Consider the following 19,260-nt stretch of genomic DNA (forward strand, 5'->3'; position numbering starts at 1 on the left):
GGGGGAGGCAAAGGCGGCCTTTGGCTGCCGTTCTTAGGGAACGCCGATGCGAAGCATCGGCTACGGGAGAGGGTTGTGTCCTCAATCGAGAACCCCCGAGAGGAGAACGCCCTCACCCGAGGCTTCGCGTCGCCCTCTCCCGCAAGCGGGAGAGGTAAACCAGCCTCAAGCCAGCTTGACCGTCTCGGCCTTGACGTCCTTGCCGAGCGCCTCGAACACCTTGGCGACGATGCCCTTGGCGTCGAGACCGGCGCGGCCGTACATCGCGGCGGGGGTGTCGTGGTCCTGGAACACGTCGGGCAGCACCATCGAGCGGAACTTGACCATGCCGGTGTCGAGCACGCCCTGGTCGGTCAGGAACTGCGCGACATGCGAGCCGAAGCCGCCGACCGAGCCTTCTTCGATCGTGATCAGCACGTCGTGGTCGCGCGCGAGCTTGAGCACCAGTTCGGTATCGAGCGGCTTCATGAAGCGCGCATCCGCGATCGAGGTGGAGAGGCCATGCGCGGCGAGCTCGTCGGCGGCCTTCTCGCATTCGGCGAGGCGCGTGCCGAAGGAGAGCAGGGCGATCTTGCTGCCCTGGCGGATCATGCGGCCCTTGCCGATCTCGAGCGGAATGCCGACCTCGGGCATCTCGATGCCGCGGCCTTCGCCGCGCGGATAGCGCAGCGAACTCGGACGGTCGTTGATCGCGACCTGGGTCGCCACCATGTGCACGAGTTCGGCCTCATCGGCCGCCGCCATGATCACCATGTTCGGCAGACAGCCGAGATAGGTGTTGTCGAACGAGCCGGCATGCGTCGCACCGTCGGCGCCGACGAGGCCGGCGCGGTCGATGGCGAAGCGGACGGGCAGGTTCTGGATCGCGACGTCATGCACGATTTGGTCGTAGCCGCGCTGCAGGAAGGTCGAGTAGATCGCGCAGAACGGCTTGTAGCCTTCGGTCGCGAGTCCCGCGGCGAACGTCACCGCGTGCTGCTCGGCGATGCCGACATCGAACGTGCGGTCGGGGAAGGCCTTGTTGAAGATGTCGACGCCGGTGCCCGACGGCATCGCCGCGGTGATGGCGACGATCTTGTCGTCCTTCTGGGCTTCCTTGACGAGGCTCTGGCCGAACACGTTCTGGTAGGCCGGCGCATTCGGCTTGGCCTTGGCCTGCGTGCCGGTCGCGACGTCGAACTTGACGACGGCGTGGTACTTGTCGGCGGACGCTTCCGCGGGGCCGTAGCCCTTGCCCTTCTGCGTCACAACGTGGACCAGGATCGGACCGGTCTCCATGTCGCGCACGTTCTTCAGCACGGGCAGCAGATGGTCGAGATTGTGACCGTCGATCGGGCCGACATAGTAGAAGCCGAGCTCCTCGAACAGCGTGCCGCCGTCCATCATGAAGCCGCGGGAATATTCCTCGACGCGGTTGGCGCGGCTGGCGATGATCTTGGGCAGGCGCTTGTTGATCTGCTTGGCCGCATCGCGCAGCGTGCGATAGGTCTTGCCGGAGTAGAGCCGCGACAGATAGGCGCTCATGGCGCCGACCGGCGGCGCGATCGACATGTCGTTGTCGTTGAGGATGACGATCAGGCGCGAGTTCATGGCGCCCGCATTGTTCATGGCCTCATAGGCCATGCCCGCCGACATCGCGCCGTCACCGATCACGGCGATGACGTTGTTCTTGCCGCCGGAGAGATCGCGCGCCACCGCCATGCCGAGGCCGGCGGAGATCGAGGTCGAGGAATGCGCCGCGCCGAACGGATCGTAATCGCTCTCGCTGCGCTTGGTGAAGCCGGACAGGCCGCCGCCGGTGCGCAGCGTGCGGATGCGGTCGCGGCGTCCGGTGAGAATCTTGTGCGGATAGGCCTGGTGGCCGACGTCCCAGATCAGCCGGTCGCGCGGCGTGTCGAAGACGTAATGGATCGCGGTGGTGAGCTCGACCACGCCGAGGCCCGCGCCGAAGTGACCGCCGGTCACCGAGACGGCATCGATGGTCTCCTGCCGCAGCTCGTCGGCGACCTGGCGAACCTGCTCGATCTTGAGCTTGCGCAGGTCTTCCGGCGTCCGGATGGTGTCGAGAAGCGGCGTTTTACTGTATGCGTTCACGGCGATTTCCAATTTGTCAGCGCCGGAAGGTCATTCCGGTGCGCGATGGGTTTGCACAATATCGGCGCAGCGCGAGTCCTCAAACCGTCGGAGCCACCTGCATGGGGCAAGGCCCCGTCTTCAAGCTTAGGTAAGCTTAAGTGCGCTCCGGTTCAGTCTCTGTGATCCCTGTCACTTAGATCGGCTTCGTCCGTCCCAGCCAATTTCATTAGCAGATTGAAGCGCTTGTCGTCGGTAATCGGTGCCTACGCAAGGCTTGCAAAAAGCCACACTCCGCGCAGCTTTACACCAAAGCTTGGGCCAAAGCCAACCCGCCGGACCGATTAGGGGTATGCAGATGCAACCGGCGGGCCAGAGTGGTTAACCGTGGGCGGGGGCCATGGGTTCCGGCCCAGGCCCGCCCCTATGCAGGCTATTTTACCTGAATGACGTCTTTTTTGCCCTCAGCAGGCCGATTCCGGACCGGACGGGCAATCGATCCGTCTGCACGGAACCGCGAAGCTTCGGAACGACGCCGTGCGATCATGAAAACAATGCGGCGGCCACGCTTGCCGTGAAGCTGCTTCGCCCAGTTGTCAGGCGACCGCAGGAAATTCTCGGCTCCGCTTACTGGACGTCGAGCGGTGCCGTGCCGGTGGCCTGGCCGCTGGCATCGGTGGTGATCTTGTCGACGCGCGCTTCGGCCTGGCGCAGCAACTCCTCGCAGCGACGCTTGAGCGCCTCGCCGCGCTCGTAGATCGTCACGGATTCCTCGAGCGGCACCTTGCCGTCCTCGAGCCGCTTCACGATCGTTTCGAGTTCCTCGATCGCGCGCTCGAAGGTGAGCTTGGAGACGTCGACTTGGGTATTTTCGGCCATATCCGTTTCCGATTGCCCGATTCGCTTTCGCTGGAGTGAAGGCGGGTTTTGCGGGCTTAATGTGGCGGGCGTCTCTACGCGCCCATCAGGGCGCCGACATGCGCCGTAACAGATTCTTTCAGTCCTTGCAGGTCATAGCCGCCCTCGAGCACCGAGACAACACGCCCTCCGGCGGTCTTGTCGGCGAGATCCATCAGCTTGCGCGTCACCCAGGCATAATCCTCCGCGCGCAAATTCAGCGAGGCCAGGGGATCGCGGTAATGCGCGTCGAAGCCGGCGGAGATGACGAGCAGCTCGGGGCTGAATTTTTCGAGCTGCGGCAGGATCAGATTCTCGAACGCGGAGCGGAATTCCGGTCCGCCGTCCTCGGAGGCGAGCGGTGCGTTGACGATGGTGTCGTGGTCGCCGCGCTCGCCCTTGGCGCCGGTGCCCGGAAACAGCGGCATCTGATGCGTCGAGCAGTACATCACGGTGGGGTCCGACCAGAAGATGTCCTGGGTGCCGTTGCCGTGATGCACGTCGAAATCGACGATGGCGGCGCGCTTGATGCCGTATTTGCGCTGCGCATGGCGCGCGGCGATCGCGACGTTGTCGAAGAAGCAGAAGCCCATCGGCTTGCCGATCTCGGCGTGATGCCCGGGCGGACGCACCGCGACGAAGGCGTTGCGGTGTTCGCCCTTCATCACCGCTTCAGTCGCCGCGACCGCGCCGCCGACGCCGCGCATCACCGCCTCCCACGTGCCCGGCGACATCGACGTGTCGCCGTCGATATAGACCTGCCCGCTGCTCGGCGCGATGTGGCGCAGCTCGGTGACGTAGTGCTCGTTGTGGCAGAGCGTGACGAGATCGAGATCGCCCTCCGGCGCCTGGTCGCGCGCCAGGAACTGGAAGCGCTCATGCGACAGCGCTTCCTCCACGGCGCGCAGGCGATCGGGCCTTTCAGGGTGTCCCGGCGGCGTGACATGGTCGAGGCAGGCCTTGTGGGAAAGGAGGAGCGTGCTCATCAGGTCGGCCTCACAAGAAACGGGCTTTCGTCGTCGCTTGGCGCATCCGGCGCCAAAACGCAATGCCTGACACAATCTATGCGCTTGGGCGGCAATGGCAAAGGGGCGTCCCGGGCTGCTGCCGTTTGATCCGGATCAATTCACCCGCAGGATGCGGGTCGGCGGTAGCGGACCGATTGGTCCGTGCGCCCGGAAGAACGCGAACAGCGCGTCCGCGTCGTAACCGCCATATTGCGGCGAGGCGCCCTGTTTGGCGACGGTAAAACCGTCGCCGCCGACGGCAAGGTAATCGTTGAGGGTGATACGGTAGCCGCTTCCAGGCTCGATCGGCCTGCCGCCCAGCGTCATCTTCTCGGGGATCACGCGCTCGCCGAATGGCTTCGACGCATCCCAGGCATAGCTGAATCCGTTCGACACCTGGAGGATCCGCGGCCGCTTCGGGTCCAGCCATTGCTGCTCGAGCATGTCCTTGAGCTGGCTGCCGGTCAGCGTCATCGTGACCAGGCGGTTGCGGAACGGCTGGCTGGCGAACACATCGCCGAAGGTGATCGCGCCGTTCTCCTTCGGGACGATGTCGGTGCGGATGCCGCCGGGATTGGTGAGCGCGATGACAGCGCTGCCATCCCTGGCGTCCTTGGTCGCGGCGAGCTGCGCATCCGCAATGACATCGCCGAGCGCGCTTTCGCCGGCCTCGTTCGGCACGCGCGACAGCGTCTGCATCACCGATCCGGCCGGCCGGTTGGCGATCGGCGCCGAGAGCCTGTCATAGGCCTCGATCAGCGCGGTCTGCTCCGCATCTTTCGCCAGCGAGGCATTGGCGACGATGACGTTCTCGCCCCTGGCGCTGACGATGTCGCGCGTGGCGGGATCGAGCTTCAGGTCGATCGCGGTGACCAGCGTGCCGTATTTGTCACCGCTGGTGACGAGCCGCCCGTCGATATCGCAGACATAGGCGCGATGGGTGTGGCCGCTGACGACGACGTCGACGGCGCGGTCGAACTTCTTCACGATGTCGACGATCGGCCCGGTGATGCCGGGGCATTCATTGTAGTCGCCGGCGGGCTCGCCGCCCTGGTGGATCAGCACCACGATCGCCTCGACGCCGCGCGCCTTCAACTGCGCGACCTGTGCATTCACGGTCTCGGCCTCGTCGCGGAATTCGAGCCCCTGGATGCCTGATGGCGAGACGATGCCCGCGGTCTCCTTCAAGGTCAGCCCGATGAAGGCGACGGGGACGCCCTCGAACTCCCTGATCTCATAAGGCGGCAGCAAGCTGTTGCCCGTCGCGGCCTCGATGGTGGATGCTGCGAGATAACGGAATTTGGCGCCGGTGAAGGGATGCGGCCCCTGGCAGCCGTCGACCGGATGGCAGCCGCCGTTCTGCATCCGCAGCAGCTCGGTCTTGCCCTCGTCGAATTCGTGATTGCCGACCGAGCTGATCGCGAGCCCCATCATCGACAGCGACTCGATCGAGGGCTCGTCGTGGAACATCGCCGACAGGAACGGGCTCGCGCCGATCAGGTCGCCGGCGGCGACGAGGATCGTGTTCTTGTGTCCGTCGCGCAGCTGCTTGACCAGCGTCGCCATGTATTCAGCGCCGCCGGCCGCCACCATCACTTTCTTGCTCCTGTCCTCGGGATCTCCGATACGGATGCCACCCGGCGGCGGGCGCAGATTGCCGTGGAAATCGTTGATCGCGAGGATGCGCAGCTCGACCGGGGCCGCGGTCTGAGCCGTGGCGGGGAGGGCAAAGGTCAGCGCGAGAGCGGCAAGGGCGGATCGGTATCTCATGGAAGTAGAGTAGCCACCCCGCGCGAAGATTTCACGAAAGTTCTCACCGTCATTCTGGGGCGCGCGTAGCGCGAACCCGGAATCCATTGGGCTGCAGTGACGGTGGATAAATGGATTCCGGGCTCGCGACTTCGTCGCGCCCCGGAATGACTGGCAAGCCTAGGAAATGCGCGAGCGCCTACCGCTTCTTCCTGTTCGCGAACGCAGTGAACGCCGCCACCGCCTCGTTCGACTTCAGCCGTTCGCCGAACAGGTGGCCCTCCTGGTCGATGCGGCGGGTGAGCTCTTCGGCCGGCGCGCGCAGCAGCTTGCGCGAGGTTGCGACCGCTTCGGCCGGCAGCCGGCAGATATCGCGCGCCACCTTGCGCGCCTCGACCTCGGTATGTCCCGCCGACACCACGGTGTTGACGAGGCCGGCGGCATGCGCCTCCGCGGCGGAAAACGTCCGCCCCATCACCAGCATCGCGAAGGCGCGCTGATATCCCATCGTGTTCGGCACCAGGAGGCTGGCTGCGCCGACCGGCACCAGCCCGAGATGGATGTAGGGTGCGGAAAAGGTCGCGGCATTCGAGGCGAGCACGTAGTCGCAGTGGAACAGCATCACGGTGCCCATGCCGATCGACGCTCCGTCGACGGCCGCGATGATCGGTTTGACGTTGAGGGCGAGCGAATAGAGAAATTTTGCGCCTTCCGACAGCGTTTCGGGGCGCGAGGTGTCGGCGTGCATGAAATCGTCGATGTCGTCGCCCGCGGTGAACACGCCGGAGCCGCCGGTGATGATCATGCAGCGGATATCGGGATTGTTCTGCGCGGTGTCGATCGCGTGGCCCATCTCCCGGTACATGTCCTGGGTGATCGCGTTCTTCTTGCCGGGACGGCGCAGGGTGATCACGCGCGTTCCACGCTCTTCGGTGACGACGATGTTGCCATTCGGCATGAGGGTCCCCTGCGGTCGCCGCGATGCCCGCTGCTTTGCGAGTCTCGTCGGGCATCAGCCTACATCATCTCGCAAGCCTGCCAATGCGCTGGCTCAACCTTTTCGGCGCCAATTTCTGCAAGGCCGGCACGGGGCAGCCGCCGCTGTCGCGCACTGCAACAATGAGCTACAATGTTTTATTTGAAAAACCGGTGGTTGTAGTGCACGATGACCCGGTTCCATTTAGCCGATTGCTCGATTGATGATTGCTGCGACCCGCGTCGACGAATCCTCGCCGCACTACCGCGGCTGGCGCGTCGTGCTGGCCTGCTTTCTGATGGCCTTCTTCATGTTCGGCTTCGGCCTGTACGGCCAGGGCGTTTATCTCGCCGAGCTGCAGCGTGCCCATGGCTGGCCGGGCTCGATCGTCTCGGCTGCCAGCACCTTCTCGTTTCTCCTGACGTCCGTGCTCGTCATCTTCACCGACGATCTGCTCGACCGTATCGGGCTGCGCGCACTGATCCTATGCGGCCTGGTGGCGCTGGGCGCTTCGACCGCGCTGCTGGCGCTGATGCAGACGCCCTGGCAGCTCTATCTCGCCTATGCGCTGATGTCGGTCGGCTGGACCGGCATGGGTACCGTGGTGATCGCGACCGTGCTGAACTCCTGGTTCGAACGCCGGCGCGGGCTCGCGCTCAGTCTCGCGTTCAACGGCGCGACCTGCGGCGGCATCATCCTCGTTCCGTTGCTTCTGTCGCTGACCGGCAGCATCGGCTTTCGCTCCGCCATGCTGGCGGCCACGCTTGCGATGATGGTGCTGGTGCTGCCGGTGGTGATGATGTTCATCGGCTGGCCCGCCGGGACGGCGCAGGCGCCGGGCCACCGCCGCTCCGGTGAAGGCGTGCCGACGCCGGCCCACTCGCGCAAGGCCCTGCTCGCCAACGCGGCATTTTGGACCATGGTGCTGCCGATCGCGATCGCGCTGCTGGCGCAGATGGGATTCATCATTCACCAGGTGAGCTTTCTCGATCCGCTGATCGGCCGCTCCGCCGCAGGGCTCGCGGTCACCATCATGGCGGCGATGGCGGTGGTCGGCCGCCTGTCGCTCGGCCTCTTCGTCGACCGCCTCGATCCGCGTCTGGCCTGCGCCGCGTCGATGACGAGCCAGGCGGCGGCCCTGTTCGTGCTTCTCCAGAGCACGAACCCGACGATGCTGCTGGCGTGCTGCGCCGTCTACGGCTTCTCGATCGGCAACATGATCACCTTCCCGCCCTTGATCATCCAGCGCGAGATCGGCGCCGACGCCTTCGCCACCGCAATGGGATTGGGCACGTCGATCAGCGGCGTCGTCAGCGCCTTCGGTCCCGGCATCGTCGGCCTGGCGCGGAGTTTCACCGGAGATTACACCAGCGCGTTTGCGATGTGCGTCGCGCTGGATCTCGTGGCGGCGGGGATTGTGCTGTGGCGGCCGGGGAGAAGGGCGAAGCTCGCAGCTTCGTAGCCCGGGTCGGATGGCGCTCTCGTGCCCCGGACGCAGCGCAGCGCGACTTCAGCGGTGCGCTGCGGAGCCGGGGCCCATGCTCAGCAGTGTCGGTTGTTGCCATCTGCGTCCCGCTCTGCGCAGCAACGCCAAAAGCGCGTTTACGCGCGTCGTCGACACGCTATGGCGTTGCAGCGCGTCCGGGACACCAGCGTTCCTTACCCCAGCAGCACCGCATCCGCCGCCGCGACCGATTCCGCGCTCTCCGTCACGGTGCGCTCCAGCGCGCCGGCCTGCACGGTGATGTTCTCGGCGAAGAAGCGCGCGAGGGAGACGTAGCGCGCGGCGTCCGTGTTGCCGTCGGCCTTGGCAGCAAGCGCCTCGGAGGCGAGCAGGCAGCCGCCGAGCGTGGCGCCGAATTGCTGCAGATAGGGTGTTGCACCGGCAAGCGCCTCGTTCGGTGCGGACGCAACCCGTTCCAGCAGCCATTTGCTGGTGCGCGTGAGCGCCTCGAGCGCCTCGCGCAGCTTCGCTCCGGTGGTGCCGAAAGCGGGATCGTTGGAGGCCTCGACCTGTTTGACGGTTGCCGCGAGCTCGTCGAGCAGCGCCCACACCGACGCGCCGCCATTGGCCGCGAGCTTGCGCGTGACGAGGTCGATCGCCTGGATGCCGTTGGTGCCCTCGTAGATCGCGGTGATGCGCGCGTCGCGGTAGTGCTGCGCCGCGCCGGTTTCCTCGATGAAGCCCATGCCGCCATGGATCTGCACGCCGAGATAGGCGACCTCGTTGCCGATGTCGGTGGAATAGGCCTTGGCCATCGGCGTCAACAGCGCCGCGCGCGCGGCGGCATCCGCGCGCACCTTCGGATCCTTGGCGCGCGTGGAGACGTCGAGCGCGACCGCGGTCGCATAGCAGATGGTGCGCGCGGCGGCCGTCTGTGCGCGCATCCGCATCAGCATGCGCTTGACGTCGGGGTGGACGAAGATCGCATCCGAGCCGTCGCCCTTGCTGCCGACGGCGCGGCCCTGCTTACGCTCCTGGGCATACGACAAGGCCTGCTGATAGGCGCGGTCGGCGACGCCGACACCCTCCAGGCCGACGCCGAGGCGAGCCTGGTTCATCATCGTGAACATGCAGCGCATGCCCTGGTTCTCTTCGCCAATCAGAAAGCCGATGGCGCCGCCACGATCGCCCATCGTCATGGTGCAGGTGGGGGAGGCATGCATGCCGAGCTTGTGCTCGACGCCGCTGGCGAAGATATCGTTGCGCTGCCCCAGCGATCCGTCGGCATTGACCATGAACTTCGGCACGAGGAAGAGCGAAATCCCCTTGGTGCCGGCGGGCGCATCGGGCAGGCGGGCCAGCACGAAATGCACGATGTTGTCGGTCATGTCGTGTTCGCCATAGGTGATGAAGATTTTCGTCCCCTTGATGCGATAGGTGCCGTCGGCCTGCTTCTCGGCGCGGGTGCGCAGCGCGCCGACGTCGGAGCCGGCCTGCGGCTCGGTGAGCTGCATCGTGCCGGTCCATTCGCCGGAGACGAGTTTTTCGAGATAGATTTTCTTCAACTCGTCATTGCCATGCGCGTCCAGCGCCTCGATCGCCGAGGCCGTCAGCAGCGGGCAGAGGCCGAAGGCGACGTTGGCCGCGCTCCAGATCTCGGTGCAGGCTGCATTGATCGCGATCGGCAGGCCCTGACCGCCGAAATCTTCGGGACCGGCCACCGCGTTCCAGCCGCCATCGGTCCAGCGCTTGTAGGCGTCCGGCCAGCCCGGCGCGGTCGTGACCTTGCCGTCGTCGAGCTTGATGCCGTGCTCGTCGCCGACCTTGTTGAGCGGCGCCAGCACGTCGGACGCGAACTTGCCGGCTTCCTCCAGCACGGCGGCGGCGATATCCATGTCGAATTCGCCGTAATGACCGGCTTCCACGGCAGCCTTGAGGCCGGCGCCATGGTTGAGCGACAGCAGCATGTCATTAATCGGCGCGCGGTAGGTCATGGTTCACTCCCGTGGACAGGTCTTGGCGCCGTATTCCCATGAAACGGGGGAGGTCTCAATGGTCGCGATACGGGACCGCATCAGGATTTTGCGGGGCCCTCTCGTACGGTCCGATAATAAGGTGTCGGCGCGGCCGATCCCGGCGGCCGTGGTATTTTGCCTCTCCGAGCGGTTGAAATGCTGCTTCTCTCCCTATAGACCGGCAGCACCTGAGGGAATCTGCGGTAGCCCGGTCTTCCGTCGTTCCCCCCTGTTGGGGCGTAGCCAAGCGGTAAGGCAGCGGATTTTGATTCCGCCATTCGGAGGTTCGATCCCTCCCGCCCCAGCCAGAAAATTGCAAATCACTGAAAATGCTAAGTTTTTCGACCTAGGTGGGGCGCCGCGCCACGGCGTGCAGCACATGACTGCTTCACGGAGCGATCGTGCCAGCCGCAACTCATCTCTATCGAAGAAAAGCCATGTACTACTGGCGCCGACGTCTTCCGAATGCGCTCGCCAGCTGGTTTCATAGACGGCATCTGTTCTTAAGCTTGCAGACACCCGATCCAAATTTCGCACGGCGTTTGGTGGTGCTGCTCGATGCCAAATTGGAGGAGGTCGTGACGGCCTTCGAGCATTCGGAAATGCATCTGACGCCGCGCCAAGTGGACGACCTCCTGCGCGATGTCGTGACGAAGCATTTGAACAAGCTGGAGCGCTTGTCCGCTGCGGCGAAATCGTTCGCCGGCTTCGACGCAGCTCAAGCCGAGCGAGACGACCGCCGCGCCGCGTGGGCCTATCGCTTGCTTCATACGCAAGGATCCAACGCCGTCGTTCGCCCGACCGACGAAACACAGATGTCTGCGGAAGGTCTGACTGCGGCTGACATTGCTGCCGTCCAAGATCATTTGGCGATGCTACGCGTCAATGACCTCGTGCCCACCAGGCACGGAATTCTGCAAAATTTGCTCGCCGCCAACGGTGCACCGGCCGACGCAAGTAATTTGGCGATGGCGCAGGATGTCTATTTCCGCGGGATGTGGATGGCGCTTGCGCAATCTGAGCGGCGATATGGTGGCAAGATCGTCGAGGCCGAGGAATTTATCGACCGGATCCTCAAGGACAGGGTCCAGCCAGCATATCAAGTAGCTGCGAGGCCACTCGATTTAGTGCAACCGGCATACGTGCCGGAGCTGAATGATAGCGCCGATCGCGTTCAGGAGCAGGATGCTGCTGCTGTCGATGATCGATTCAAGGCAATGGCTGACCTGCTCGTTAGGAAGCGAAGCAAGGCAGAGCGTTGGAGTGCGAAGAGCAAACAGCAGGCGACGCAAATCTTCGACTTGCTGGCGAGATTTATGAAGGAAGAGCGCGGTATCGAGAACATGAGCGCGGTGAGGCAGAAAGATCTGGCCGCTCTGGCTAATTTTCTGGAAACTGAAATTTATAAGCACCACGGCAAGGGTAAGAACGACAAAGATCGATCGCTTGCGGAGATGCGCATCATTGCGCTGTCGAAACCGGAAGAACTTCGCGGCCTGGAGCCGGGCACGCTCAACCGCCATCTGACGTTCATCGATCAGTTATTTGATCTCGCCGAAGCCGAAGGTGTTGAGCTGGATGCTAAGCTCAAGATCACAAAGCTGCGTGTCATCAACAACACGGACGAACGCGAGCGCGATGAGCGCCTCAAGTTGCCGCTTCTGAAGATCAAGAATCTGTTCAATCAACCGCCGTTCGTAAACTGCGCTGGGTGGAATCGGCTTTCGGAAGAAGGCGCCCATAACGAATCCCTAGTTTTCCACGGTGCTCTTTATTTCGTGCCAATGCTGATGTTCTATGGCGGCGGGCGGCGCGAAGAATACTGCGGGCTGATGACGGGCGACGTCATTGAGACTAACGGCGAACATCCGTATCTGCACATCGCGAAGAACAAGTTCCGTCGCATCAAGAACGCGCAGTCCAAGCGAAATATCGTCATCCACCCCGAGCTCATTAGGTTGGGCTTCCTGAAGTATGTCGCGCTCATCCGTTTGCTCGGATATGAACTTGTTTTTCCTGATTTGTTTTCACCTACAACCAAATCGCCGTTGGGTAATCGGTATTACAAGCTGTTCAAGCCGGTCTTGATTACAGCGGGAATTACCGAAGAAGGGCTTGGCTCGCATGCGCTTCGACATGCGTTCGGAGCCATCTTGAAGAAGCATGACGTGAGAGAAGAGCATCGGGCTGATCTGTTGGGTCACAGTGGAAAGTCGGAAACCTCCGAGCGGTATTGTGAAGCCACCGAGATCGAGGCCATGTTCAAAATAGTCTGCACGATGCCGATAGTGACCGGCCATCTCGTCGCCCATCCAATCAATCTGTTTCATTGGGTAAGCGAAAAGAAAACGGCGCCGTTCTCACATCCCAGTCGGGTAAAGAAAGCAATGCTTTCGTAAATTGCGTTGGCCGGCGCGAACTTTGCGCGTCGTATTCCGCTTATTACTAGAGTTCGTAGTGCCACTCCCAAAAGTCTTGGGCGCCCGGATCAAGCGGCGCATCGTCGTCTTCGCTAGACTCCAAGGCTCGTTGGTTCTCGTTAACAAATGTACCGAGTTCATCCAGCTTTTGGCTGAGCTGCTTCATCTGACGTTTTTCCCAGACAACTCGCTCGCCATCTTCAACGTCGATAAATCCAAGCCGAGCCGCTTGCTCGAAATCTTCGCGATCTTGGAAAAAATTGACCTTGTAAGGTTTGGAGTAATACTCGCTCAATATAAATTTGAGAACTTCTCCGCTTCTCACCACCGACTTATATGCCTTAACCTCACCCGTGAGTGCATTGAACTGCTTCAAAATATCTGCATCGGTGTGCTGGGATTGAAGCGCCTTGAGTTCTGTTTTGTCCTTCAAAGCCTCGGTTGCTTCCAGCCTTTCCTTCAACTGACGGATTTCCGTTTCTGACGCATCCAGTTCCGCCTGAGCTTCCGCGAGCTGTTTGCTCTTTGCCTCAAGTTCGGCAGCCGAAACCATAGTTGGTCCTGACACCTTTTTCAGAAGCGGATCAATTGCCTTCAAAAATGCCCGGCGTTTAGTATCCCATTTTGTTTGAGACTTTGGCGTGAACGTAAGAGTTTTCTTCATGGTCTCGAGAAGCTCGTTATACTTTATGTCGTCGGCAATTTTCGCAACCTGCGTACCGAGCAAGACGTCTTTAACATCGCTGTATTCGAGCGGTGGAACGAGGATCGGGAAAATGTCGTGTGATTTGATCCACGCGGCTCCAAGCTCGCTGATGCAAAACTTACTTTCGAAATATGCCGGCGTGAGAACTAAGACCACAACTTTGGGGCTAAGCAGTTGCTCTTTGATGTACGTCACAAAGTTTTGGCCGTTGGGGATGCCGTAGCCATCCAGAGAGGAGCAGAAGATTTCCGTTTCCGGCACCCCCATCCCTTCCTCGATAAGCTCTACAATCTCCTTCACGAGGTCTTTGTCCCTCACGGCATGACTGATAAAAATTGATTTACTCAAGTTGCTCTCCACACAGTTCTGGCTTTGTTGATGGGTGCGCGAAACGCACGAATTTCAAAAGGGCTCAGATTATTTTGGTCTGCGGCCTTGGAGCTTCAAGCCCCTGCTTTCCAGGGATCTCCCGGTAACTTCTGGATCAAGGCCGCTGCAATCTCGTCAGCCGCCTTCTTCATATCCCACGAATATCCGTTGGCCAGCAGTGGGCTGATATCGGCAGTGAATTGAGCATCCGTCATTTTCTGGTGCATATTCTGCTCGAATAAAGCGCGGGTGATGTTATGACCGCCATGATCCATGTAGGACGCGAATGTTTTGACAATGCGCTCCGGATCGACCCCTTCCTGTTTCAGCGCAATCGCAAGATCGAAAAGATCGCGGCCTTTCTTGCGCTGATAGAGGGCCCGCAGTTTGGTGCCCAGGAGCTCGTCAAGCTCGTAAGTTGAGATGTCGCATTTTCCTGCAAACCAACGCGAAGCGACGCTGAATGGCATCTGTTTGAAGCCATGGACGGCAAAATGCTCCCGTGTATTAGTTTCGATTTTGAGCCTCATATTGATCGGCGGCGTATCCTCAGACGCAAAACGATAGACGAAGGTCACGCGGCCTTCGGTCTGCTTCCAGCGGGGTGTGCCGAGCCATGGATCGAGCACGGATCGCAAGGCTTCCATGACAGCGCCAGCTGGCTCTGCGCGAACCTGTACCAAATCGATGTCTTCTGAATAGCGGGCAGCGGGAATGATGTAGAGCTTGTAGAGGGCCGTGCCCCCGCGGAACGCCAAAGCCTTTGAAAGAACAGGGTGCGTGAATATCTCGACGAGCGCTCTGCAGATTACAAGATCTTGTTCCACCTGGATATCCTGCACCCAGGGAACGTGAGCCCGCCATTCCGAGATGTAGTCGCGCGGAATCATAGCTCTGGCTCCACTTCGGCATTGATGATCAGTTTCCAGTCGCTGTCGCGAGGGGCCTTATCGTAAGGCGCGGTCGGCAATAGCACGGCGGTCTGCCGCGCATGTTGCCGGACGTAAGATTTGAGAGCATCGGTACGGTCGCCCGCACCGGCTTTCGTGAGAAGATAACCGAGCCGCTGCGCCCACGGCATGGGTGCAGTTTGGGCCGCTGTTAGGAGCTTTTCGGGATTTATGCTCTCCGCCAGTTCTGCGAGGATAGTTGCGGCCTGATCGATTCCCCCGATAGGACCGGGGTAGCCGACCAGATCGACGGCTGTCGCCTCCGGCGTGGAAACCAGGAGAGTGCCGCGCGGAGTGTTAAAGCTCTGGGTTGGAATCGCGGCAATGTCTTTTCGGACGAAAAAGGCGACCCGAACCCTGCCACTGATGAGCGGACGACGGCTTTTTGCCAGCATCACCTGGAATTCTTGCGGTCGTTGGTGGGCCGCGCCGTGATACTGAGCGGCAGTTAGCAGCCCGGCGTAATAAGTAAGACCCAGCCTTTGCATGAGTGCGGGGATAAACTGGTCTGCGGGGAGAGATCCCAGAGATCGGTATTCGGGCGGGATGATAACGTAGAAGCCCCGGGCTGGTGACGCGATCAGACCTTGCTTGGCGAGACGGTTCAGAGCCAGCTTCACCGCGGCCGGTGAGACCCCAAGCGCTTTTTGGGCGTCACTGGACCCAAAATGATAGCGCCCGTTGGCAGCGAGTCGCGTCAGGTAATCTCGGGCATACAAGCGGTTTTCTGAAATCATCTGCGTAAAGTATCAAATTTCAATACTTTACGCAATCGATCCATTCGCAAACCTATACATTTTGACATTGTCAGCATTCTTATATTACGAATGTGACATTGGAGGCACCCAGTGACTGATGGACCCCATAGAAGCCTGCCCATGCGGCGGCACTGGAAGGACCTCGCGGAGCGATCTGCGAAGGCTGCGTTCTCGCCGGACCAAGTCTCCGAAGCGCTGCCGCACGCGCTGAAGAAAGAAATCCTCGCAGCGCCCATCAAGGAAATCCGCGACATTATGGGCGCCGACACTCTGTTTCCCGAATGGCGAATAGAGTGCCTGGATGCATTGCGGCTGGCTCACCGCTCGGCAGCTGCTACTCATGTCATCGACTGCGCCATCGCTGCCGCTGCTTCTGGATTGACCGGAGAAGCGGGCACTCACGCAGCGCTCCAAAATGCGCTCCAAGACACGACGCGCAGCGCCCTTCGCGGAATTGAAGAACACTATCAGCGGGAAGCCAGCTCCCGCAGCGCCGGATACGTGCGCACGCGGCTGGATGCCGCCAGCCAACAACTCGACTGCGGCGCTCTTGCTGGGGAACTCCTGGCACCGGGGACCCCGCCGTCCCCACGCTCTATTACGTTGCCGCGCCAGTCGGGCGTTGACGAAGGACCGCCCCTATGACCGTCACGGCTTATAAAGAGACGATCAGCGAGAAATCGATCGATGTTGTCGAAGCGAGCCGCAAGCCGCGCAAAGGGCGCGTCGCATTTAACCTCGACCGAAATCTCGAATTTAGCATCGAGGCGCTACGGTCCTATGCCTTCGCTCGCTGGGAAACCGTGATCTATGATGCAATGGTCGTTTCGGCTTCCATTGAATTCGCTGACCTGTCAGTCAAGCGGCCTTCACGCGGCTGGGCGCGGCGCATTAGCCTGCGCATTCCTGTGCATGATCCCGCCCGATGGAGTGATCCAGCTGTTTCAAACTCGCTGCACGACGCACTCGGCTTCCTTACGGGAGACTTTTGGACGCTGGAATTCATAAAGCGATCAAAACCTGTTCCAGCCCCGATACAAGAATGCTTGCCATTCCCGCGGCCGACCGAAGCGGTGATCGCCTACAGCGAGGGCATGGACTCGCGGGCTGTTGCGGGTCTTGCCGGTAAAGCGCTTGGCGACAAGCTTGTGCGCGTCCGCATTGGGTCTAAGGCTGCCGACAAGACCGTTTTTGACGGTCAGCTACTGCCCTTCGCGAGAGTTCCTTATAGATTCAAGAAGATCAAAATGAGCAATCGCGAATCGAGCGCCCGGACCCGCGGGTTCAAATTCGCGATGATCAGCGGATTAGCCGCTTACCTTGCTGATGCGCGCCAAATTCTGGTTCCAGAAAGCGGCCAAGGATCAATCGGCCCTGCCCTCTTGACCGTCAGCCATGCTTACCCGGACTACCGCAATCATCCTCTCTTCACCAAACGAATGGCTCGCTTCCTCGCGGCTTTGCTAAAGAACCCGGTGGAATTTGTATTTCCGCGTCTTTGGCACACAAAAGGCGAGACGCTGCGAGAATTCACGGAGCTGCCGGAAAGTGACTCGTGGAAAACCACGCGATCCTGCTGGAGAGATGTACGCTGGAGCGCCTTAGATCACAAACATCTACAGTGCGGTATATGCGCTGCCTGCATGCTGCGCCGCATGAGCGTTCACGCTGCCGGTTTACGTGAAGAGGATGGAATTTATATTTGCACGAATTTGAGTGCGCCGTCACTCGACGCGGCGATCCATCCCGATTTCACTCGAAGCAACCGCGCATTCGAGCAATACGCAATCGCAGGCACGCTTCATCTGGATCACATGGCAGACATGGCAAGCGCGGATGCGCGTCCCGCTATCCAGCGGCATGCCATTTTGACAGGGATGGCACTTGGAATTTCGGCCTCAGTCGCCGAAGAAAAGATTCTCAGCATGCTCGAACGGCATGCTGCGGAGTGGAGCAATTTTTTGGACGAGTTGGGACCAAACTCGTTCATCAGGAAATGGACGCGGGCAAGTCAATGAATGGAGAAAGACTTTCGGACAAGGAAATCGGCGAGCGCCTGCGGCTGGCGCGTGAAAACGCGAAGCTGACGCAGGTTGATGCCGCTGCCCAAATAGGGGTTGTGCGAACCACTCTCGTCGCGATCGAGCAGGGAAAGCGCCGCGTGCAGATGGAGGAATTGCAAAAGCTCGCTACCGCTTATCGGACTTCTGCGAACGCTCTCCTCCGCCGTGAAGCCGTACATCTTGATATGGTGCCTCGCTTTCGCAAATTGCAGGAAAGCAGCGATGACGCGGTAGAAGCCGCAACTCGGCTCCTGAATGACCTTGTCCGCGCCGATGTAGAGCTTGAGAACGCGCTAGGCGTGGTCCGCACGCGCAATTATCCTCCCGAGCGCCCAATCTTGCCTGGGGATATCCGGGCGCAAGCGGAGCAGGACGCGCAAGAGCTGCGCGACTGGCTCGGGCTTGGATCTGGTCCAATTACCGACATAGTATCCATCCTTGATTTGCAGCTCGGCGTTCGCGTCTACGTGCGTCCTCTAAATGGCAAGGTCTCGGGTCTATTTGCTTACGATGAGACTGCGGGCGCATGTATTCTGCTAAACGCGAACCATCCTCCTGAACGTCTGTTGCAGTCGGGAGTGCACGAAACCGCGCATTTGATCTCGACCCGACGTCAGGCCGAAGTGCTGACGGATGACGAGCGGTTTACGTCTCGCGAAGAACGATATGCCAACGCATTTCAGCGTTCCTTCATCACGCCTGCGCGGGTCGTACGTCAACAATTCGCGGAAATCACCGCTGGACAGTCTTACTTAACCCGCCGCCACATCATTCTACTTGCTCACGCTTCGGGTGTTTCTCGTGAGGCCATTGTGCGCCGCCTGGAGGAACTCAAACTCGCCCGCGAGGGCACCTGGGATTGGTTCGTCGCGAACGGCGGGATTACGGACGACCAAGTGCGTCAGGTGCTTGGTGAGTTGCCCGACAAAAAAGTCTATATGGCGCGGGCCCAAGGCCTCGTCCCACCGCGTCTCGCGCTCCTAGCCCGCGAGGCGTGGAAGAAGGACATCTATAGTGAAGGGCAACTTGCCCGGCTGTTGCAACTGAATCGTCACGAAGTAAGAGAGCTTCTTGACGGCGCTGAGAAAGAGGAAAGCGAAGCCAATGAGCTTGTCAAGCTTCCTCACTAATCCCCGTGCGAGCCTAGTTGCCGATGCCAGCGTCGCGATCAATTTGAACGCGACGGGTCGCGCTGCCGATATAATCAGAGCGGTGCCGAACCCTTTCTTCATTACGGAAAACGCCGCGGCAGAGCTGAAAGCAGGATCGCAGAAAGGTCACCGAGATCACGAGCAGCTTCTTGAGTTGATTGATGCCGGCCTCATACGCCGCGCTCCTCTCGGCACCCCAGGCATGGTGGTTTATGAAAGTCTTATCGGCGGGTCTGCGAAGCAGACACTCGACGACGGCGAGGCTGCGACCATCGCTTACGCTCAAGAGACTTCGGGGATTGCGCTCATAGACGAGCGCAAAGCAAGGTCGCTATGCTCTAGTCGTTATCCGTCGCTTCTGGTCGGATGCACCGTAGAGTTTCTGATGCACGACGCCATTGCATTGGCGCTCGGTGTCCAGGCGCAAGCCGACGCATTGACGAGCGCTTTAACCGGTGCTCGCATGCATGTGCCTTCTGAGTACCTGGAAAGACTGCGTACGATGATCGGTCCAGAGCGGGCGGTATTATGTAGCAGCCTGCCAAAGATGGCGCGAGCAGCGACCGCCTGACTGCTCGCGTTTGCTCACAGGGCGCGAGATCTTCAGTCCTTGGTTATCATGATTGCGCGCTCATCGGCGCCCCACTGAGCTCGCGGTAAGGACGAGTCATCGCACCCGACA

Annotated in this window: 16 protein-coding genes and 1 tRNA gene; 8 read left to right on the forward strand and 9 right to left on the reverse strand. The window is 60.9% G+C overall.

What is annotated here, in order from left to right; translation table 11 throughout:
* Positions 1-165 precede the first annotated feature (165 nt).
* From dxs to AC0WRY_RS09630, 5 genes are all read right to left on the reverse strand, one after another.
* Entirely contained in the window at positions 166-2,094 is a 1,929-nt protein-coding gene (gene dxs / locus AC0WRY_RS09610; protein WP_194406772.1) for a 1-deoxy-D-xylulose-5-phosphate synthase, read from the reverse strand.
* A gap of 606 nt (positions 2,095-2,700) precedes the next feature.
* Positions 2,701-2,952 carry an exodeoxyribonuclease VII small subunit gene (locus AC0WRY_RS09615; RefSeq protein WP_091964702.1) on the reverse strand — a complete coding sequence of 84 codons (252 nt, stop codon included), beginning with the start codon at positions 2,950-2,952 and terminating at the stop codon, positions 2,701-2,703.
* Between the two features lie 74 nt (positions 2,953-3,026).
* Positions 3,027-3,956 (reverse strand): histone deacetylase family protein, encoded by a 930-nt coding sequence (locus AC0WRY_RS09620; protein WP_194406773.1) that lies wholly within the window; start codon positions 3,954-3,956, stop codon positions 3,027-3,029.
* 135 nt (positions 3,957-4,091) lie between these two features.
* Positions 4,092-5,747 (reverse strand): bifunctional metallophosphatase/5'-nucleotidase, encoded by a 1,656-nt coding sequence (locus tag AC0WRY_RS09625; protein WP_194406774.1) that lies wholly within the window; start codon positions 5,745-5,747, stop codon positions 4,092-4,094.
* 178 nt (positions 5,748-5,925) lie between these two features.
* Positions 5,926-6,684, reverse strand: a complete 759-nt coding sequence (locus AC0WRY_RS09630) for an enoyl-CoA hydratase-related protein (RefSeq protein WP_194406775.1) — start codon at positions 6,682-6,684, stop codon at positions 5,926-5,928.
* Between the two features lie 83 nt (positions 6,685-6,767).
* On the opposite strand from AC0WRY_RS09630, the gene AC0WRY_RS09635 reads away from it, so the two are divergent.
* Positions 6,768-6,926: a hypothetical protein gene (locus tag AC0WRY_RS09635; protein ID WP_194406776.1), complete on the forward strand. Its 159-nt coding sequence runs from the start codon at positions 6,768-6,770 to the stop codon at positions 6,924-6,926.
* Positions 6,926-8,164 (forward strand): MFS transporter, encoded by a 1,239-nt coding sequence (locus AC0WRY_RS09640; protein ID WP_194406777.1) that lies wholly within the window; start codon positions 6,926-6,928, stop codon positions 8,162-8,164. The genes AC0WRY_RS09635 and AC0WRY_RS09640 overlap by 1 nt, the downstream gene beginning before the upstream one ends.
* Positions 8,165-8,361: 197 nt before the next feature.
* Here AC0WRY_RS09640 and AC0WRY_RS09645 read toward each other — a convergent pair whose 3' ends face one another.
* Positions 8,362-10,140 carry an acyl-CoA dehydrogenase family protein gene (locus AC0WRY_RS09645; protein WP_194406778.1) on the reverse strand — a complete coding sequence of 593 codons (1,779 nt, stop codon included), beginning with the start codon at positions 10,138-10,140 and terminating at the stop codon, positions 8,362-8,364.
* Between the two features lie 254 nt (positions 10,141-10,394).
* On the opposite strand from AC0WRY_RS09645, the gene AC0WRY_RS09650 reads away from it, so the two are divergent.
* Both AC0WRY_RS09650 and AC0WRY_RS09655 read left to right on the forward strand, forming a co-directional pair.
* Positions 10,395-10,469 (forward strand) — tRNA-Gln (locus AC0WRY_RS09650).
* A 129-nt stretch (positions 10,470-10,598) separates the two neighbouring features.
* Positions 10,599-12,560, forward strand: a complete 1,962-nt coding sequence (locus tag AC0WRY_RS09655; protein ID WP_491122980.1) for a DUF6538 domain-containing protein — start codon at positions 10,599-10,601, stop codon at positions 12,558-12,560.
* A 46-nt stretch (positions 12,561-12,606) separates the two neighbouring features.
* Here AC0WRY_RS09655 and AC0WRY_RS09660 read toward each other — a convergent pair whose 3' ends face one another.
* The 3 genes from AC0WRY_RS09660 to AC0WRY_RS09670 all read right to left on the reverse strand — a co-directional run bounded on the left by AC0WRY_RS09660 (position 12,607) and on the right by AC0WRY_RS09670 (position 15,343).
* The gene (locus tag AC0WRY_RS09660) at positions 12,607-13,635 is read right to left on the reverse strand and encodes a TIR domain-containing protein (protein ID WP_491122981.1); all 1,029 of its coding nucleotides are present in this window, start codon (positions 13,633-13,635) and stop codon (positions 12,607-12,609) included.
* A gap of 95 nt (positions 13,636-13,730) precedes the next feature.
* Positions 13,731-14,546 (reverse strand): nucleotidyl transferase AbiEii/AbiGii toxin family protein, encoded by an 816-nt coding sequence (locus AC0WRY_RS09665; RefSeq protein WP_491122982.1) that lies wholly within the window; start codon positions 14,544-14,546, stop codon positions 13,731-13,733.
* Positions 14,543-15,343, reverse strand: a complete 801-nt coding sequence (locus AC0WRY_RS09670) for a type IV toxin-antitoxin system AbiEi family antitoxin (protein ID WP_491122983.1) — start codon at positions 15,341-15,343, stop codon at positions 14,543-14,545. The genes AC0WRY_RS09665 and AC0WRY_RS09670 overlap by 4 nt, the downstream gene beginning before the upstream one ends.
* 141 nt (positions 15,344-15,484) lie before the next feature.
* On the opposite strand from AC0WRY_RS09670, the gene AC0WRY_RS09675 reads away from it, so the two are divergent.
* From AC0WRY_RS09675 to AC0WRY_RS09690, 4 genes are read left to right on the forward strand one after another with little or no spacing between them, the layout of a single operon-like run.
* A complete protein-coding gene (locus tag AC0WRY_RS09675; RefSeq protein ID WP_491122984.1) occupies positions 15,485-16,009 on the forward strand; it encodes a hypothetical protein in 525 nt (174 codons plus the stop codon).
* Positions 16,006-17,382, forward strand: a complete 1,377-nt coding sequence (locus tag AC0WRY_RS09680) for a 7-cyano-7-deazaguanine synthase (protein WP_491122985.1) — start codon at positions 16,006-16,008, stop codon at positions 17,380-17,382. Before AC0WRY_RS09675 ends, AC0WRY_RS09680 begins: the two co-directional genes overlap by 4 nt.
* Entirely contained in the window at positions 17,361-18,557 is a 1,197-nt protein-coding gene (locus AC0WRY_RS09685) for a helix-turn-helix domain-containing protein (protein ID WP_491122986.1), read from the forward strand. The genes AC0WRY_RS09680 and AC0WRY_RS09685 overlap by 22 nt, the downstream gene beginning before the upstream one ends.
* Positions 18,499-19,149 (forward strand): PIN domain-containing protein, encoded by a 651-nt coding sequence (locus AC0WRY_RS09690; protein WP_491122987.1) that lies wholly within the window; start codon positions 18,499-18,501, stop codon positions 19,147-19,149. Before AC0WRY_RS09685 ends, AC0WRY_RS09690 begins: the two co-directional genes overlap by 59 nt.
* Positions 19,150-19,260: the final 111 nt, after the last annotated feature.

The organism is Bradyrhizobium sp. T-12 (genome assembly GCF_058314695.1).

Coding starts and splice junctions, on each gene's coding strand:
- AC0WRY_RS09615 (WP_091964702.1), bottom strand. CDS start 2,952: ATGGCCGAAAATACCCAAGTCGACGTCTCCAAGCTCACCTTCGAGCGC.
- AC0WRY_RS09620 (WP_194406773.1), bottom strand. CDS start 3,956: ATGAGCACGCTCCTCCTTTCCCACAAGGCCTGCCTCGACCATGTCACG.
- AC0WRY_RS09625 (WP_194406774.1), bottom strand. CDS start 5,747: ATGAGATACCGATCCGCCCTTGCCGCTCTCGCGCTGACCTTTGCCCTC.
- AC0WRY_RS09630 (WP_194406775.1), bottom strand. CDS start 6,684: ATGCCGAATGGCAACATCGTCGTCACCGAAGAGCGTGGAACGCGCGTG.
- AC0WRY_RS09635 (WP_194406776.1), top strand. CDS start 6,768: ATGCGCTGGCTCAACCTTTTCGGCGCCAATTTCTGCAAGGCCGGCACG.
- AC0WRY_RS09640 (WP_194406777.1), top strand. CDS start 6,926: ATGATTGCTGCGACCCGCGTCGACGAATCCTCGCCGCACTACCGCGGC.
- AC0WRY_RS09645 (WP_194406778.1), bottom strand. CDS start 10,140: ATGACCTACCGCGCGCCGATTAATGACATGCTGCTGTCGCTCAACCAT.
- AC0WRY_RS09655 (WP_491122980.1), top strand. CDS start 10,599: ATGTACTACTGGCGCCGACGTCTTCCGAATGCGCTCGCCAGCTGGTTT.
- AC0WRY_RS09665 (WP_491122982.1), bottom strand. CDS start 14,546: ATGATTCCGCGCGACTACATCTCGGAATGGCGGGCTCACGTTCCCTGG.
- AC0WRY_RS09670 (WP_491122983.1), bottom strand. CDS start 15,343: ATGATTTCAGAAAACCGCTTGTATGCCCGAGATTACCTGACGCGACTC.
- AC0WRY_RS09675 (WP_491122984.1), top strand. CDS start 15,485: ATGCGGCGGCACTGGAAGGACCTCGCGGAGCGATCTGCGAAGGCTGCG.
- AC0WRY_RS09680 (WP_491122985.1), top strand. CDS start 16,006: ATGACCGTCACGGCTTATAAAGAGACGATCAGCGAGAAATCGATCGAT.
- AC0WRY_RS09685 (WP_491122986.1), top strand. CDS start 17,361: ATGGACGCGGGCAAGTCAATGAATGGAGAAAGACTTTCGGACAAGGAA.